The organism is Planococcus sp. TJ-307 (genome assembly GCF_058268435.1).
The window spans coordinates 719,122-735,074 of the sequence record NZ_JBZDOJ010000002.1 but is presented as its reverse complement, the minus strand read 5'-3'; the positions used below and the strand labels follow the sequence as shown (position 1 = coordinate 735,074).

Below are 15,953 nucleotides of genomic sequence, written 5' to 3'. Positions count from 1 at the left end.
TTCTTCTGGAGCTAAGGGTTTTTCTGTCAAATTAGGAGGATCTGAATGAATGCTCAACAATTATCACAACGGCTGACAAGAGTCGCCCATTACGTACCCAGAGGTGCAGCAGTTGCTGACATTGGCAGCGACCATGCTTACTTGCCTTGTCATCTCGTATTAAATGGCGTGGTGGATAAAGCCGTCGCAGGAGAAGTCGTTAAAGGTCCTTATGAATCCGCTCAAAAACAAGTTCAGCAGGAGGGGCTTGCTGAAAAAATTCAAGTCAGACTGGCAAGTGGACTTGATGCCATCTTTCCGGCAGATAACATAACCGCTGTGACGATTGCGGGCATGGGGGGGCCGTTGATTTGTTCCATCTTGGAACAGGGGAAAGAGCGCCTTGCCGGCGTAGAACGCTTGATTTTGCAGCCGAACGTCCATGCGAAATCTATCCGTGAATGGGCAACCGCAAACAACTGGACCATTGTTGAAGAAGAAATTTTAAAAGAAAATGAAAAAATCTACGAAATTTTAGTGCTTGAAAAAGCCTCATCAACCGTCATATGGACACCGCAGCAATTATTGATGGGTCCAGAACTGCTGAAAGAACAAACAAAAATTTTCCATGAAAAGTGGGAACGCGAGAGCGGCCAATGGAAAAAAATGGTTGCTTCTATGGAATCCACTGCTCAAACAGAAGAGATCATGGTGAAAAAACAGGAATTGATTGAGAAAATCCAGTTAGTAGAAGAGGTGTTGCAGCGTGAAAATTCCTAACGGTCAAGAAATTATCGCAGAATTCGAGAAATGGTCGCCCAAATACTTAGCCATGGAAGGCGATCCGATTGGTTTGCATGTGGGAACCTTAAACAAAAAAATTGAACGGGTTCTGATCACCTTGGATGTCAACGAAGAAGTGGTCGATGAAGCGATAACCAAAGGGGCTGGACTGATCATTGCTCACCATCCGCCCATTTTTCGCCCCTTAAAGAACTTACAGACTGATTTTCCGCAAGGACGATTGATGGAGAAGCTGATTAAGGCTGATATTGCGGTTTACGCTGCCCACACCAATTTGGATGTGGCCACAGGCGGCGTCAATGATTTATTGGCAGGCGCTCTTGGGTTGATGAATACCAGTGTGCTAGTGCCGACATTTGAAGCGGAGCTGGTCAAGATTGCTGTATTTGTTCCAGAAAGCCACGAGGATGCAATTCGGGAAGCATTAGGCAAAGCAGGAGCAGGTGCCATCGGTAATTACGAATATTGCAGTTATACGCTGTCCGGAACCGGCCGTTTCCAAGCAACAAGTGAGGCCAATCCTTACATTGGGGAAGCTGGAAAAATGGAAGTAACGGCTGAGTCGAAAGTGGAAGTCGTGGTCCGCAAAAACGAAAAAGACCGGATCATCAAAGCAATGCTCGCGGCACATCCTTATGAGGAAGTCGCATACGATGTCTTTACATTGGAAAACAAAGAAGTCGCGATGGGGTTGGGCCGTGTGGGAACACTTGAGGCCCCTATGACATTAAAGGAGTTTGCAGAATGGGCCAAGCAGCAGCTTGACGTGCCGGCTCTTCGTATGGTCGGAGATCCGAATGCCACCGTCAAAAAAGTGGCAGTATTGGGCGGGGATGGCAATAAATACATTCAACAAGCCAAACGTGCTGGTGCGGATGCCTATGTAACGGGTGATATGTACTTCCACGTTGCACAGGACGCACAGGCGATTGGCCTCAATATTATTGATCCCGGCCATCATGTGGAAAAAGTGATGATCCAAGGGGTAGTGGATCATATGGCGAAGCAACAGCCGAACTGGCAATGTGAATATTTGCCATCAAAAATCCATACAGAACCTTTCCGGTTCATTTAAAAAGAAGAGGCAGCGGCCTCTTCTTTTTGTTTTGGTCATTCAGAAATCAATTCGTTAAAGTATTTGGAGATTAGCGAACGGCCGTGAAGTGTTTAGAATGCTTTGGAAAGATTTTAAAAATGAATGCAGAAAGATGCCTTTGTTTACCAGAATTGATTGCCAACACATTTTAACAGCGCATTTATTAAATTGGGTTAATATACGAGTTTAGCTTTTGTTGTATCGACAGATAGTTGGTTGTAAATAAGACATACGTGCTTTTCTTTGTGACGATCACGACTCTATCTGTTGTGGCATACGGCGTTCCGATTCTGATTGCCTGTTTTTCTTTTCCGCCATACGTATCATCTGTGGTCACTGCTAAAATATCAGCTACTGGAATGGTGATCTTTGTTAATAGCCATCTAATCACGATATCAGAATTAACTTTTTTTACAAATACCTCAAACACAGTATCCCTCCATTCTATGAATTAACTTATTTTAACATATTAAGACAACTTTAACACTCGATTCCTTAACTCAACTGCCGTGCATGTTACATATTTAACCGGTTTACACATAAAGAAAAAGCTGCAGCCAAAAGTCAGGAAACTAACTTTTGGGGCAGCCTTCTTTTTATTCGCCTACAGGATACGGCTCGATGCGTTCTGAAGGTTTCGGGTGCTTGATTTTTGGAAGAATTTTGTTAAGCGGCACAGAGCGTGTCAATGCATGTGTCTCTGGGTCTGCCGGATCGAAAAGATCCAAAAATTTCATTACTTCTTTGACGATTGGTGTCGGTGTCGAAGCACCAGCTGTAATGCCGACTGTTTCAACGCCTTCCAGCCAGTCCAAGTTCAATTCCGACAAATCGGAAATGCGGTAAGCGGGTGTACCTGCGATGTCCTGCGACACTTGTGCCAGGCGGTTGGAGTTATTGCTCATTGGATCGCCAATGACGATCAATAAATCCGCTTCGCCAGCTTGTTGTGCTACAGCTTCCTGACGCACTTGAGTAGCCAGGCAAATTTCTTTGTGGACTTCAGAATGCGGGAATTTTTCTTTCAAGCGTTTCATCATGTCCACAACGTCCCATTGGCTCATTGTGGTTTGGTTGGTGACAATGATTTTTTCAGAATCCAATTCCAAACGGTTAACGTCTTCAACGGTTTCCACGAGGTGGACCATATCCGGAGCAACGCCAATTGCGCCTTCCGGTTCCGGATGTCCGCCTTTTCCGATATAGACGATTTGATAGCCGTCTGCTGTCTTCTCGCGGATCAAGTCATGCGTCACGGTGACGTCCGGGCAAGTTGCATCAATTGAGACAAGACCTTTTCGTTTTGCCAGTTCGCGTACTTGCGGAGAAACGCCGTGTGCCGTGAAAATCACAGTGCCGGTTTCCACTTTCTCCAAAATTTCAAGGCGGTTGGTGCCGTCCAACGTGATAATGCCGTCCTGTTCAAATGCATCTGTCACGTGTTTATTATGGACAATCATTCCTAGTATATAAATGGGGCGTGGCAACGTTTCATCCATTGCAGCGTTTTTCGCGATGACCATGGCATCGACCACTCCGTAACAATATCCTCTTGGCGATATTTTCATAACCTTCATCAAGTACCGCGCTCCTTTCAAAATCATACATTCATTATAACGGAGACGGCGCATGTTTACAAAAGTTGCATCGCGTAAAGGCATTATTTTATGCTATAATGTCTAGAGCGTAAGGAGGGAATTCTATCCCATGACAAAATTCAACGAATATCCATTCAAACCCTTCCTATTGGAAGCAGTAGAAAAACTCGGGTTTACAGAACCGACACCGATCCAAAAGGAAATGATGCCCCATATATTGAAAGGCTCAAGTGCGATTGGCCAATCCCATACAGGGACCGGAAAAACGCATAGTTTCATTATCCCGATCGTAGAACGCATCGACGTCAGCAAACAGGAAGTGCAGGCGGTAATTGCAGCACCAACTCGTGAACTAGGAACGCAGATCTTCAATGAGCTGCAGAAACTGGTTGTCGGATCCGGCATTGAAGTGAAATCGTTTATTGGTGGAACAGACAAGCAACGTTCCATCAATAAATTGAAAACACAGCCGCATATTGTGATTGGGACACCTGGTCGCTTGAAAGATTTGGTCAAAGAAAATGCCCTTCTTGTCCACACAGGAAAAATCCTGGTAGTAGACGAGGCAGATCTGGCATTTGACCTTGGCTTTATTGAAGAAATCGATCAGGTAGCCGGCAAAATGCAGGATGACCTGGAGATGTATGTATTTTCAGCAACCATCCCGGAAAAATTAAAACCGTTCTTGAAGAAATACATGGAATCACCGGTCCATGTGAAAATTGGCGATAAACGCCCAACAGCAGACGGCCTCGATTTCTATTTAGTGCCTGTTCGCAGCAAAAAGAAAATGGAACGTCTACAAGACGTTATGAAAGTCATCAATCCGTATTTGGCGATCATTTTCGTCAATACACGCACCAATGCAGATTATGTGGCTGACCAATTGGCAAGAGAAGGCATTCGTGTCGGCCGTGTCCATGGCGATTTAGCACCACGCGAGCGCGTCAAAATGATGCGCCAGATCCGCGACTTGGAATACCAATACATCGTAGCGACAGACCTTGCAGCGCGCGGAATTGATATTCAAGGCGTCAGCCACGTTATTAACTACGAATTGCCGGAAGACCTGGAATTCTTTATTCACCGTGTTGGCCGTACAGCTCGCGCAGGGATGAAAGGCGTCGCCATCACATTGTTCAAACCGGAAGACGATGATGCCATTGTACGGATTGAAAAAATGGGCATTCCTTTCCAGCAAAAAGACGTTGTCAAAGGGGAATTTGTGGATTTGAAAGAACGCCACAGCCGGACAACACGTACAAGAAAAACGAACGAAGCAGATGCGAAAGCAAAAACAATGGTTCACAAGCCAAAAGCTGTAAAACCAATGTACAAGAAGAAGATGAAGTGGAAAATGGACGAAATTAAAAAAATGGAACGACGCAAAAATCGCAAAAAGTAAGGAGATAGTTTCATGCTATTAGGATCTCACGTATCAATGAGCGGCAAAGGAATGCTGCTAGCAGCAAGTGAAGAAGCCGCTTCTTACGGAGCGTCGACATTCATGATCTATACCGGTGCCCCTCAAAATACGCGCCGCAAGCCACTTGAAGAGTTGAACATTGACGCAGGGCTTGCCCATATGGCTGCCAATAACTTAACAAATATCGTGGTTCATGCACCCTACATCATCAATTTGGGCAATACTCAAAAACCTGAGACCTTCGCGCATGGCGTTGAATTTCTTCAAAAAGAAATTGAGCGGACAGCAGCGCTTGGAGCAAAACAAATCGTTTTGCACCCGGGTGCTCATGTTGGAGCTGGGGCAGAAGCCGGCATAGCTAAAATCATTGAAGGCTTAAATGAAGTATTGACACAGGATTATCCCGTTAATATTGCACTTGAGACGATGGCTGGCAAAGGGACAGAATGTGGCCGCAGTTTTGAAGAAATCGCTGCGATCATCAATGGCGTTACCCATAACGAGCGCATGTCTGTGTGTTTTGATACATGTCATACACATGACGCAGGCTACAACATCAAAGAAGATTTTAATGGAGTGCTCGAAGAGTTCGATCGCATTGTCGGCATCGATCGCCTTCAAGTGCTGCACATCAATGACAGCAAAAATATTCGCGGAGCGGGCAAAGACCGTCACGAAAACATCGGCTTTGGTGAAATTGGCTTTGAAGCCTTAAACGGCATTGTTCATCACCCTGATTTGCTGCATGTACCGAAAATTCTTGAGACGCCTTATGTCGGTCTGGATGCCAAAAACAAAAAGCCGCCTTACGCATTCGAAATTGAAATGTTCAAAGCGGGCATCTTTTCCCCAGGCGCCATCGAAGAACTAAAATCGCCACTACAGGATTGAGAAGTTAAAGCTGGAGACGCACCCCATTTACGGGACTGTCTTCAGCTTTTTAGTTTTCATTTACGGCAAACTGAAAAAGATTAGTGGAAACGGAAAGGTATTTAAGCCCAATCTATTTACATTACTGGCGAAGTCTACTATACTTTCTTAAGGTAAATCGTAATCATTATTATTAGAAAAGAGGCGGCACAATGGTCGCGCCATTAATTGACATTAAAGACATTAGCTTTGAATATGAACAAACAAAAGCACTCGAGAACATTTCCATGAAAGTGGAAGAAGGGGACTTTTTGGCAGTGCTTGGCCCGAACGGTTCGGGAAAATCCACTTTGCTGAAAATCATGCTGGGACTCATCAAGCCGAGCAAAGGGAAAATCGAACTTTTTGGTGTGGATGCGAAAAATTTCAAAAACCGCGAATGGATCGGCTATGTATCCCAAAAATCCAATTCTTTCAATTCAGGATTTCCTGCAACGGTAGAAGAAGTGGTAGCAGGAGGATTGGCAAAGAAAACAGGTTTGTTCCACCGGTTGCCAAAATCCACTCATCAAGAAGTGGCAGAAGCGCTGAAGGCAGTTGGCATGCAGGACTTTATGGGCCGCAGTGTCAGTGAACTGTCGGGAGGTCAACAGCAGCGGATTTTCATCGCTCGTGCGCTGGTGGCAAAACCGAAAATATTAATACTGGATGAGCCGACTGTAGGAGTCGATCATCAAAATGTCCAAGCATTTTATGACATGCTGGCATCGCTGAATCGCGACAAAAATATCACGCTGGTGCTGGTGACGCATGATGTCGATACCGTGACTGACCGGATTACACACGTTGCCTGTTTGAACCAGACCATTCATTTCCATGGATTTAAAGAGCAGCTTCACACGATGAGCGACGAACAGCGCGAAGCGTGGTACGGCCATTCGGTCCGGAAAATTCACCATATCGGAGGAAGCCATGCATGATTGAAGCTATTTTATCTTACGAATTTCTACAAAACGCCTTTGCGGCTGGATTGATCATTGGGGTCATCGCTCCGCTTCTCGGTGTGTTTATCGTTGTCCGCAGGCTGTCACTGATTGCGGATGCTTTAAGCCATGTGACGCTTGCCGGCATCGCTGGAAGCTTGTATTTGAGCCAAAGTGTCGCGTCATTAGCTTTATTAAATCCATTGTTTCTTGGCATTGCAGCTTCGGTTGCCGGTTCGGTGCTGATTGAACGATTGAGAAGCCTGTACAAACATTACGAAGAATTGGCGATTCCGATTATTTTGTCAGCTGGAATTGGTTTTGGGGCCATTTTTATTTCCTTGGCACAAGGCTTTTCCAATGACTTGTTTGGCTATTTATTCGGCTCGGTGTCAGCAGTCAGCAGGCAAGATTTACTGATTGTGGCAGGAATTGCAGTTGTAGTATTGGCATTTATCTATTTTTTCTTCAAAGAATTATTTGTGTTATCGTTTGATGATGAGTATGCACGGGCTTCTGGCTTGCCTGCAAAGTGGATTCATTTTATGTTTATGATTGTTACGGCATTAGTCATTGCGGGTTCAATGCGCATTGTTGGTATTCTGTTAGTATCCTCGCTGATGACCATTCCAGTTGCAACGGCTATGCGAGTAACGAAAAGCTTTAAGCAAACGATTATTTTATCGATTATTTTCGGTGAAGTTTCTGTCATAACGGGCCTTGTTACCGCATTTTACTTTGATTTAGCACCGGGCGGCACCATTGTGGTTACATCCATTTTGTTATTACTCATAGTCCTGGCCTATAAAAAGATCATGGTTTCACTAAAAAAAGGAGCGATCGCATGAATTTAACCAATGCATGGAACATCCTGAAAGACAATGGTTATAAAGAAACGTCAAAACGCAATCAGATTTTAGAGTTGTTTTCCAACGATGAGCGCTATTTGACTGCAAGAGACTTATTGGATGTGATGCAGAAAGACTATCCAAGCATGAGCTACGACACGGTCTACCGAAACTTGGCAACATTTGTCTCACTGGGCATACTGGAGGAAACTGAACTATCAGGAGAGCGCCATTTCCGGATGCAATGCGAAAGTGATCATCATCACCATCATTTTATTTGTATGGACTGCGGCAAAATAAAAGAAATTCCGGTTTGTCCGATGGATATGTTGGGAGCGGCATTGCCGGCTTATGAAATTGCCAACCACAAGTTTGAAATATACGGAAAATGCCCCGCATGCAAATAAAAGCGAGAGTGGAAAATCCCACTCTCGCTTTTATTATTTGCTGCTCAATGTTTCTTGTGTACGAAACTCTTTTTTGACCCATTCATTTGCTTCCAACCAGTCGTAAACGCGAATAACTTTCGTAGGAATTGGCTGCCGGTTGTAAGGCGTATCGAACAGAATGACGGGTATGTCCAGTTCTTCAGCGATCTCCACAGCGTTGTCATGTTTGTCCTCAAAAAATAAATGGACATTGTGGCGCTTGGCTGTTTCGATTTTTTTGTGTGAACCGATCAATTCAATATGGTCGTAAGCGATGGCATGTTCCGCAAACCAGTCGACGGTGATGTCACGAACATTATCGCCTCTGGCAGAAATATAGTACAACTCGTACTCGTCTTTCCAGTCATTCAAAATCGTCTTGGCATTTTCGGAAACCGGGGAAGAAGCATAAATATGGTGCTCAGCATCCCGGAACCAAGAATAAAATTCGCCTTGTGCCAAATGGGGAAGGGCGGCGGTCAAATCGTATTCTTTAATATCGTCCAATGTCAGTTCACTTTTGAACTTTTCATTTATGTGAGGAATCAGCGATGTTGGAGATGTCACTGTTCCATCAATGTCTATTCCAAAACGGTATCTCACTCAGCTCACAACCTTATGCTTGTTGTTGTTCCAGTTCTTTCTTTTCTGCAGCTTGTTTAGCAAAGTATTCTTCTGCTAATTTATCGATTTCGACTTTTAACTCGTCAACCATTGTCGCTTCAGGAACTTTGCGGACGGTTTTGCCTTTCATAAACAGCAATCCTTCTCCACGGGCACCCGCGATGCCGATATCTGCTTCACGTGCTTCACCAGGTCCGTTTACTGCGCAGCCCAATACGGCCACTTTTAACGGTGCTTTGATGTGGGAAATGTATTCTTCCACTTCGTTGGCGATGGTGATCAAGTCAATTTCGATGCGTCCGCATGTCGGGCATGAAATCAAAGTTGCAGCATTGGAAGAAAGGCCGAAGATTTTCAGCATTTCACGAGCTACTTTCACTTCTTCAACTGGATCAGCACTCAGCGATACACGAAGCGTGTTGCCAATGCCTTTTGCGAATAATGCGCCAAGGCCAGCTGCACTTTTAACGGTACCCGAGAAGAGGGTGCCGGATTCCGTGATGCCGAGGTGCAATGGGTAGTCAAACGCTTTAGAAGCCAGTTCATATGCTTCGACAGCCAGGCTGACGTCTGATGCTTTCAGCGATACAATAATATCGTGGAAATCCAGGTCTTCTAAAATTTTAATGTGATGAAGGGCACTTTCAACCATGCCTTCAGCTGTTGGGTAGCCATATTTCTCGAGGATTTTACGTTCCAGTGAACCCGCGTTTACACCAATACGGATCGGAATGCCTTTTGCTTTAGCAGCATTTACGACAGCTTCGACTTTTTCACGGCGTCCAATGTTGCCGGGATTGATGCGGATTTTGTCTGCACCTTGTTCAATGGCAATCAACGCCAATTTATAATCAAAGTGAATGTCGACTACCAACGGAATGTTGATGCGCTCTTTGATGGCTCCAATGGCATAAGCAGCGCGTTCGTCAGGGCACGCTACACGAACAATTTGGCAGCCTGCTTCTTCCAGGCGCAAGATTTCTGCAACCGTTGCTTCCACATCGTGGGTTTTGGTTGTTGCCATACTTTGTATAAACAATTCATTACTGCCGCCGATCGTCAAATCTCCGACTTTTACGGGGCGTGTGTTTGAACGGTGTGTCATTTCGCTCATGAAAAATCTCTCCTTTTTAATGATGGCCAATTTTTGCGGCTCATCTGTGTGCAGCTAACAATCGCCGGAAATTCCGAAAATTATTGCCTCTATTCTATTACCTATAGCCATTTTAGCAGTCCAGCGCTCCAAAAGACAAGAAAGACGGCTGATTCCTCGCGTTCTTTACATTAAATTAACTTTACAATTGTTTCTTTTGCATCGGCGGCTTTTTAGGGTAATAGCCGATAGCCAAGTACAAATAAACAATTGTTAACATACTGGTAGCCAATGAAACCCATAAGCCCAAATTAGAAAAGCTCAAAGCAAATGCCAGTAATGTCGGAACGGTTACACTGAGTGCAGTCGTTCTCCATAAATGGCGATATTCCCCCCGACGCTTTCTTGCATTCAAAAGGAGGAGGGCAATCAATGCAAACAAACTGATCTTAATGAAATGATAAAGCGTAGTGGAAACAAAAAGGAATACCAGCGCGAAAGGATACAGCAGCCATTCAATTTCATCCACAAATTCAATAAGACCTTCGATGCTTCCAGTGGCAGTGTCAAAACCAAAAATCCATTCGATAAAAGAAACAAGGGTCAAGAGTGCGATAAAGAGGAAGATATACTGCATGATTTTGCCGATCTGCATAATACGGACGGCAGCTTGTTTTTTAGGTTCCATTAAACTCGCTTTGAATAATTGAAAAATATTCACGATTCTCTTCCTTTCTTCTATACAATAATCGTACCACGCGAAGAGGCAAAAAAAATGGCGCTTTGTTACGGGAATGTAAATTTTAAATAAAGGTGTTTACAAATTCTTAGTAAACTCTTCATAATAGGTTAGGTGTGAATAAGAAAATTTAGGAGTTGAATATGTATCGTGGAAATGAACTGGCAAGAAATCCTCTTTTCCTTTTTCGGTGGATTAGGGATTTTCCTATTCTCTATTAAGTTTATGGGTGACGCTTTGCAGAAGGCTGCGGGCGATAAACTTCGCGACATCTTGGATCGTTTTACAACCAATCCGTTTATGGGTGTATTGGTCGGGATTATTGTAACCATCTTGATTCAATCAAGTTCAGGAACTACCGTAATCGTCGTTGGGTTGGTAAGTGCTGGATTTATGACATTGAGACAGGCGATTGGTGTCATTATGGGTGCGAACATCGGTACTACAGTAACTGCCTTTATCATCGGGCTAGATGTAGGAGCTTACGCTTTGCCGATCATGGCTGTCGGTGCCGGAATGATTTTCTTCATTAAGAAAAATCAAATCCAAAACATCGGCCAAGTCATTTTTGGTTTTGGCGGACTTTTCTACGGAATGGAATTAATGAGCGGAGGCATGAAGCCGCTGCGTGAATTGCCGGCGTTTATCGATTTGACAATCAGCTTGAGTGAATTTCCGATTCTCGGAGTTGTTGTCGGTACAGTCTTTACATTAATCGTTCAAAGTTCCAGTGGGACGATAGCGATCTTGCAGGGGCTATACGACGAAGAAATCTTGACGCTTGCAGCGTCACTTCCGATACTGTTTGGTGATAATATCGGAACGACCATCACTGCAGTGCTTGCAGCATTGGGAACTTCCATTGCGGCTCGCCGGGCTGCGGCAGTGCACGTGCTATTCAATATTGTAGGGTCAGTCATTTTCTTGATTTTACTGGTTCCGTTTACTGCTTATGTAGAATGGATCGCAAGGGTGTTATCGTTAGAACCGATGATGCAGATTGCCTTTGCACACGGATCCTTTAATGTAGCGAATACACTTATTCAATTCCCATTGATTGGTGCTTGGGCTTACTTGGTTACGAAAGCCATTCCTGGTGAGGAAGTACTGGTTGAATTTAAACCGAAGCATTTGGATATCCACTTTATTGAACAATCTCCTTCAATTGCGCTTGGCCAGGCTAAAGAAGAAATTTTGCGCATGGGTACTTATTCTGTCCAAGGTTTGCAAGAAACGTATTCGTATTTAATGACGAAGAGCAAAAAACATGCGGAAATGGGTTACCAGTTGGAAGACGCCATCAATAATCTGGACAGCAAGATCACAGATTATCTGGTGTTGATTTCAGCTGAATCCATTTCAGCAGCAGATTCTACGCGCCACACAATGTTGATGGAAACCGTTCGTGATATTGAACGGATCGGCGACCATTTTGAAAATATCATTGAATTGGTTGATTACCAAGAAAACAACAAAGTGAAAATCACAGCAGAAGCAATGGAAGACTTAACCGAAATGTTTACATTGACAATTGCTACGGTTGAAAAAGCACTAAGTGCATTGAATACGACCAGCCACGAGCTAGCTCGTGAAGTAGCTGAACAGGAAGACCTGATCGACAAAATGGAACGCAAATTCCGCAAAAAGCATATTTTGCGCCTAAATGAAGGGGCATGTACAGCACAAGCAGGAATTGTGTTCGTTGATATCGTCAGCAACTTAGAACGAGTTGGAGATCACTCAGTAAATATTGCTGAAGCCATCTTAGGTAACCGTGCATAACTGCACCGTTTAACTAAAGGGATCGAAAGGCTGAACGAAACCCAAAAGACTCTCGTCTATCTAGCTTTACATTTTAAAAAATGTAAGGCACGATAGAAGAGAGCTTTTTTTTATTAGGGGGGATACAAATGGAAGTGATCGGTTGGATTGTTATCCTGCTTTTTTTCGTAATCGGTTTTGTCGGCTTGGTTTACCCCATTATTCCTGCGGTTTTATTTGTCTTTGGCGGTTTTATCATGTACGGCTTGTTTTTTAGCTTTAGTGATTTGCCTTGGTGGTTCTGGGCTATTCAAAGCCTATTCGTCATTTTGCTGTTTGGCGCGGATGCCGTTGCCAATGCATTCGGTGTGAAAAAATTTGGTGGTTCGAGAGCGGGTTTGTGGGGCAGTACAATTGGGTTGATCATTGGCCCCTTTGTAATTCCAATTATCGGTATTTTAATTGGGCCTTTTCTTGGCGCGATCATTGCAGAGATTTTAGTGAATAAATCGTCTTTGAAAAAGTCGTTTATGTCCGGGATCGGTTCGGTGGTCGGGTTTATCACTTCTGTCTTCACGAAAGGCATTATTCAAACAGTCATGGTTGCCATATTCTTCTTCACGATTTAGACCTCCTCAATTGCAGAGTTCCACGTGCTGTTAAATCAGGATAAATCAGTCAAAGGTCTGAATAACTGGAATTACCGTGCATTATGTTTGTGTAGGTCTGAAAATTTTGATAGGCTATGAAGGTAGACCAATAGACTCAAGGAGGAATTTAATCATGGCATATGAATTACCAGAATTACCTTACGCGTATGACGCACTTGAACCACACATCGACAAAGAAACGATGAACATTCACCACACTAAACACCACAATACGTATATCACAAACGTAAACGCGGCATTAGAAGGCCACGATGATTTGTCTTCAAAATCAATCGAAGAATTGATTTCTAATTTGGACGCAGTTCCTGAAGCTGCCCGCACTGCAGTACGCAACAACGGCGGCGGACATGCTAACCACTCATTATTCTGGAAGCTTTTATCTCCAAGCGGCGGCGGAAACCCGACAGGCGCTTTAGGTGAAGCAATCAACAGCAAGTTTGGAAGCTATGACGAATTTAAAGAAAAATTCGCGGCTGCCGGCAAAACTCGTTTTGGTTCAGGCTGGGCTTGGCTAGTTCTTTCAAACGGAGAACTAGAAATCACATCAACTCCTAACCAAGACTCTCCATTAATGGAAGGCAAAACACCATTACTTGGACTTGATGTATGGGAGCATGCATACTACTTGAAATACCAAAACAAACGTCCAGATTACATCAATGCTTTCTGGAACGTTGTAAACTGGGAAGAAGTTTCAAGCCGCTACGAAAACGCAAAATAATTGTCAATAATTGAAACTTTACACACACTTTTTCGTCTGAAAAAGTGTGTGTTTTTTATATGTGATGATATACTGATAAGTGGATATTTTTTTGCGAAAGGAGCAAATCCCCCATGAAACCACCTCAAAAAAGACGTGTTTCGCTTGCGCGAGTGAAACTGCAGTCTAACACTGTCTTTCGGATGAATATCCTCTTTTTCACGATTTTCCTCTTATTCTCTGTTCTGATTTTGCGTTTAGGTTTTCTCCAAATTGTTAAGGGTGAAGACTATGCGCGTGCGATAGCAAGAACGGAAGAAGTTCCTGTCAACACTAGCGTGCCGAGAGGGCGCATTTTTGACAGTGAAGGACGGATTCAGGTCGACAACACGCCGGTAAATGCCATTACGTATACCGCAATGCAAACGACCAAAAGAGAAGAAATGTTGAAAGTGGCTACAGAATTGGCCAGTTTGATCGAAAAAGACACTGATAAAGTGACGCTCAGGGACAAACAGGATTTTTATATACAATTAAATGGTGAAAGTGCCAGCGAAAAAGTGACAGATGAAGAAAAAGCTGCAATCGCTGCAGAAGATATAACTGAGACGGAAAAGCAGCGAAAGCTGGATGCATTGGTTCGAGACAAGATTACCGATGAAGAATTGGCCAGTTTAAGTGGGGAAGATCTGGAAATTTTGGCGATCTACCGTGAAATGACATCCGGTTATGCCTTAGCCCCTCAGATGATTAAGAATGATGGCGTGACAGATGAAGAGTTTGCACGTGTTTCAGAGCGGTTAACGGATCCCAATCTGAAAGGCGTTAATACGGTAACCGATTGGAAACGGGTCAAATCGAGCGATTTGACGATACTGGGAAGCACCACAACCCCGGAAACGGGAATCCCGGCGAACAGGCTTGATTACTATTTAGCACGGGATTATTCACGCAATGATCGTGTTGGCACGAGTTTCTTGGAACAGCAATATGAAGAAGTGCTGCAAGGCCAAAAATCAGTCGTCAAAAATATTACAGACGGCAGAGGAAGTGTTATTGAAACGCTTCCTGTAGACGAAGGAGAAGCTGGAAAAGATCTGGTTCTTTCTATTGACAGCGAATTGCAGAGCGAGCTGGAAAAAATTGTTGAAAATAAGTTGCTGGAGTTAAAAGCTGGCCCAAGTTCGAGATTAGTAAAAGATGCTTACCTAGTCATGATGGATCCGCAAACTGGAGAAGTTCTTTCTATGGTAGGAAAACGGCTTGGTGAAGATGAAGACGGCAAGAGAGTGATCAACGATTATGCATTCGGCACATTTACAGCGTCTCACGAAATGGGCTCTACTGTTAAAGGTGCAACCTTGTTGACTGGCTACGCTGAGGATGCCGTCGAGTTGAATGAAGTTCAAATAGACGAGCCCTTAAAATTTGCCGGTACTGCGCAAAAAAATTCAATTTTCAATACGCAATTATTCAACCGAATTCCAATGTCCGATACGATGGCAATTGAGCGATCTTCCAACGTTTATATGTTTAAAATTGCGATGAAAATTGCAGGTGCAGAATATCAGTACAATCGGGGCTTGTATGTAGCGCCAGAAAGCTTTGATGTGATGCGAAATTCATTTGCGCAATTTGGCCTTGGCGTTCAAACGGGCATCGATTTGCCCAATGAGGCGACAGGCTATCTGGGCGGCACCGTTCCGGGTTCCATGTTGCTCGATTTGGCTATCGGCCAGTTTGACACGTATACACCGCTTCAACTAGCGCAGTATATTTCTACGATTGCCAACGATGGATACCGCATGGAGCCACATGTAGTCAAGGAAATTCGTGCTGCTTCCAGAGACGGAGAATCGCTTGGACCGATTGAAACGATTGTAGAGCCGAAGATTCTGAATCGCATTAACAATACACAAGAAGAAATTGATCAAGTTCAGACTGGGATGCGCAATGTGTATATCGGAAGTTCTGGATCCGCACGTGCGCAATTCAGCGATGCCCCATACACAGCTGCCGGGAAGACCGGTACTGCCGAAGTGTATTTCTTTGAAAAAGACCATGAAATGAATGGCCAATACGCCATTAACATCGCACATGTTGGCTACGCCCCTTATGACAATCCGGAAATCGCATATGCTGTGGTGATTCCGTATGTCACAACGGATCCAGAGAATGTTCCACGAGCCAATAACGAGATTGCCCGTGCAGCAGCTGATAAATACTTTGAATTGAAAAATAAAGAAGCAGACTCAGCTTCCAACTTAATAAAAGAGCCATATAGCGACTCTGTTGTAGTCGAAGGCGAGTAAACCCTGGCCCCAAAACAAAGT

At 44.0% G+C, this 15,953-nt stretch carries 16 protein-coding genes; 11 read left to right on the top strand and 5 right to left on the bottom strand.

Going from position 1 to position 15,953, the window contains the following annotated elements; genetic code table 11:
• Positions 1-45 precede the first annotated feature (45 nt).
• Complete coding sequence (locus tag AC4EHK_RS10020; RefSeq protein WP_490978650.1) at positions 46-759, top strand: tRNA (adenine(22)-N(1))-methyltransferase; 714 nt, start codon at positions 46-48, stop codon at positions 757-759.
• Complete coding sequence (locus tag AC4EHK_RS10015) at positions 746-1,858, top strand: Nif3-like dinuclear metal center hexameric protein (protein ID WP_490978649.1); 1,113 nt, start codon at positions 746-748, stop codon at positions 1,856-1,858. Before AC4EHK_RS10020 ends, AC4EHK_RS10015 begins: the two co-directional genes overlap by 14 nt.
• A gap of 184 nt (positions 1,859-2,042) precedes the next feature.
• Here AC4EHK_RS10015 and AC4EHK_RS10010 read toward each other — a convergent pair whose 3' ends face one another.
• Together AC4EHK_RS10010 and AC4EHK_RS10005 are read right to left on the bottom strand one after the other, a co-directional pair.
• On the bottom strand, positions 2,043-2,309 hold the full coding sequence (locus tag AC4EHK_RS10010; protein ID WP_490978648.1) for a SunI/YnzG family protein: 267 nt from the start codon (positions 2,307-2,309) through the stop codon (positions 2,043-2,045).
• Between the two features lie 166 nt (positions 2,310-2,475).
• Positions 2,476-3,456 carry a 4-hydroxy-3-methylbut-2-enyl diphosphate reductase gene (locus AC4EHK_RS10005; protein WP_490978647.1) on the bottom strand — a complete coding sequence of 327 codons (981 nt, stop codon included), beginning with the start codon at positions 3,454-3,456 and terminating at the stop codon, positions 2,476-2,478.
• Positions 3,457-3,586: 130 nt separating this feature from the next.
• On the opposite strand from AC4EHK_RS10005, the gene AC4EHK_RS10000 reads away from it, so the two are divergent.
• The 5 genes from AC4EHK_RS10000 (at position 3,587) to AC4EHK_RS09980 (ending at position 8,011) form a co-directional block, all read left to right on the top strand.
• Positions 3,587-4,882 (top strand): DEAD/DEAH box helicase, encoded by a 1,296-nt coding sequence (locus AC4EHK_RS10000; protein WP_490978646.1) that lies wholly within the window; start codon positions 3,587-3,589, stop codon positions 4,880-4,882.
• A gap of 12 nt (positions 4,883-4,894) precedes the next feature.
• Positions 4,895-5,794: a deoxyribonuclease IV gene (locus tag AC4EHK_RS09995; RefSeq protein ID WP_490978645.1), complete on the top strand. Its 900-nt coding sequence runs from the start codon at positions 4,895-4,897 to the stop codon at positions 5,792-5,794.
• A 191-nt stretch (positions 5,795-5,985) separates the two neighbouring features.
• Complete coding sequence (locus tag AC4EHK_RS09990; RefSeq protein ID WP_490978644.1) at positions 5,986-6,753, top strand: metal ABC transporter ATP-binding protein; 768 nt, start codon at positions 5,986-5,988, stop codon at positions 6,751-6,753.
• Positions 6,750-7,604: a metal ABC transporter permease gene (locus tag AC4EHK_RS09985; protein ID WP_490978643.1), complete on the top strand. Its 855-nt coding sequence runs from the start codon at positions 6,750-6,752 to the stop codon at positions 7,602-7,604. The genes AC4EHK_RS09990 and AC4EHK_RS09985 overlap by 4 nt, the downstream gene beginning before the upstream one ends.
• On the top strand, positions 7,601-8,011 hold the full coding sequence (locus tag AC4EHK_RS09980; protein ID WP_490978642.1) for a Fur family transcriptional regulator: 411 nt from the start codon (positions 7,601-7,603) through the stop codon (positions 8,009-8,011). The genes AC4EHK_RS09985 and AC4EHK_RS09980 overlap by 4 nt, the downstream gene beginning before the upstream one ends.
• A 33-nt stretch (positions 8,012-8,044) precedes the next feature.
• Here AC4EHK_RS09980 and AC4EHK_RS09975 read toward each other — a convergent pair whose 3' ends face one another.
• The 3 genes from AC4EHK_RS09975 to AC4EHK_RS09965 all read right to left on the bottom strand — a co-directional run bounded on the left by AC4EHK_RS09975 (position 8,045) and on the right by AC4EHK_RS09965 (position 10,470).
• The gene (locus AC4EHK_RS09975; RefSeq protein ID WP_490978641.1) at positions 8,045-8,635 is read right to left on the bottom strand and encodes a hypothetical protein; all 591 of its coding nucleotides are present in this window, start codon (positions 8,633-8,635) and stop codon (positions 8,045-8,047) included.
• 13 nt (positions 8,636-8,648) lie between these two features.
• Complete coding sequence (ispG, locus tag AC4EHK_RS09970) at positions 8,649-9,770, bottom strand: flavodoxin-dependent (E)-4-hydroxy-3-methylbut-2-enyl-diphosphate synthase (RefSeq protein WP_142827814.1); 1,122 nt, start codon at positions 9,768-9,770, stop codon at positions 8,649-8,651.
• Between the two features lie 181 nt (positions 9,771-9,951).
• Entirely contained in the window at positions 9,952-10,470 is a 519-nt protein-coding gene (locus tag AC4EHK_RS09965; protein WP_490978640.1) for a DUF1189 family protein, read from the bottom strand.
• Between the two features lie 168 nt (positions 10,471-10,638).
• On the opposite strand from AC4EHK_RS09965, the gene AC4EHK_RS09960 reads away from it, so the two are divergent.
• The 4 genes from AC4EHK_RS09960 to AC4EHK_RS09945 all read left to right on the top strand — a co-directional run bounded on the left by AC4EHK_RS09960 (position 10,639) and on the right by AC4EHK_RS09945 (position 15,932).
• Positions 10,639-12,270, top strand: coding sequence for a Na/Pi cotransporter family protein (locus AC4EHK_RS09960; RefSeq protein WP_490978639.1), 1,632 nt, complete (start codon positions 10,639-10,641; stop codon positions 12,268-12,270).
• A 128-nt stretch (positions 12,271-12,398) separates the two neighbouring features.
• On the top strand, positions 12,399-12,878 hold the full coding sequence (locus AC4EHK_RS09955) for a DUF456 domain-containing protein (protein WP_490978638.1): 480 nt from the start codon (positions 12,399-12,401) through the stop codon (positions 12,876-12,878).
• Between the two features lie 154 nt (positions 12,879-13,032).
• The gene (locus AC4EHK_RS09950) at positions 13,033-13,641 is read left to right on the top strand and encodes a superoxide dismutase (RefSeq protein WP_490978637.1); all 609 of its coding nucleotides are present in this window, start codon (positions 13,033-13,035) and stop codon (positions 13,639-13,641) included.
• Between the two features lie 113 nt (positions 13,642-13,754).
• Entirely contained in the window at positions 13,755-15,932 is a 2,178-nt protein-coding gene (locus tag AC4EHK_RS09945; protein WP_490978636.1) for a peptidoglycan D,D-transpeptidase FtsI family protein, read from the top strand.
• Positions 15,933-15,953: the final 21 nt, after the last annotated feature.

Coding starts and splice junctions, on each gene's coding strand:
- AC4EHK_RS10020 (WP_490978650.1), top strand. CDS start 46: ATGAATGCTCAACAATTATCACAACGGCTGACAAGAGTCGCCCATTAC.
- AC4EHK_RS10005 (WP_490978647.1), bottom strand. CDS start 3,456: ATGAAGGTTATGAAAATATCGCCAAGAGGATATTGTTACGGAGTGGTC.
- AC4EHK_RS10000 (WP_490978646.1), top strand. CDS start 3,587: ATGACAAAATTCAACGAATATCCATTCAAACCCTTCCTATTGGAAGCA.
- AC4EHK_RS09995 (WP_490978645.1), top strand. CDS start 4,895: ATGCTATTAGGATCTCACGTATCAATGAGCGGCAAAGGAATGCTGCTA.
- AC4EHK_RS09990 (WP_490978644.1), top strand. CDS start 5,986: ATGGTCGCGCCATTAATTGACATTAAAGACATTAGCTTTGAATATGAA.
- AC4EHK_RS09985 (WP_490978643.1), top strand. CDS start 6,750: ATGATTGAAGCTATTTTATCTTACGAATTTCTACAAAACGCCTTTGCG.
- AC4EHK_RS09980 (WP_490978642.1), top strand. CDS start 7,601: ATGAATTTAACCAATGCATGGAACATCCTGAAAGACAATGGTTATAAA.
- ispG (WP_142827814.1), bottom strand. CDS start 9,770: ATGAGCGAAATGACACACCGTTCAAACACACGCCCCGTAAAAGTCGGA.
- AC4EHK_RS09955 (WP_490978638.1), top strand. CDS start 12,399: ATGGAAGTGATCGGTTGGATTGTTATCCTGCTTTTTTTCGTAATCGGT.
- AC4EHK_RS09950 (WP_490978637.1), top strand. CDS start 13,033: ATGGCATATGAATTACCAGAATTACCTTACGCGTATGACGCACTTGAA.
- AC4EHK_RS09945 (WP_490978636.1), top strand. CDS start 13,755: ATGAAACCACCTCAAAAAAGACGTGTTTCGCTTGCGCGAGTGAAACTG.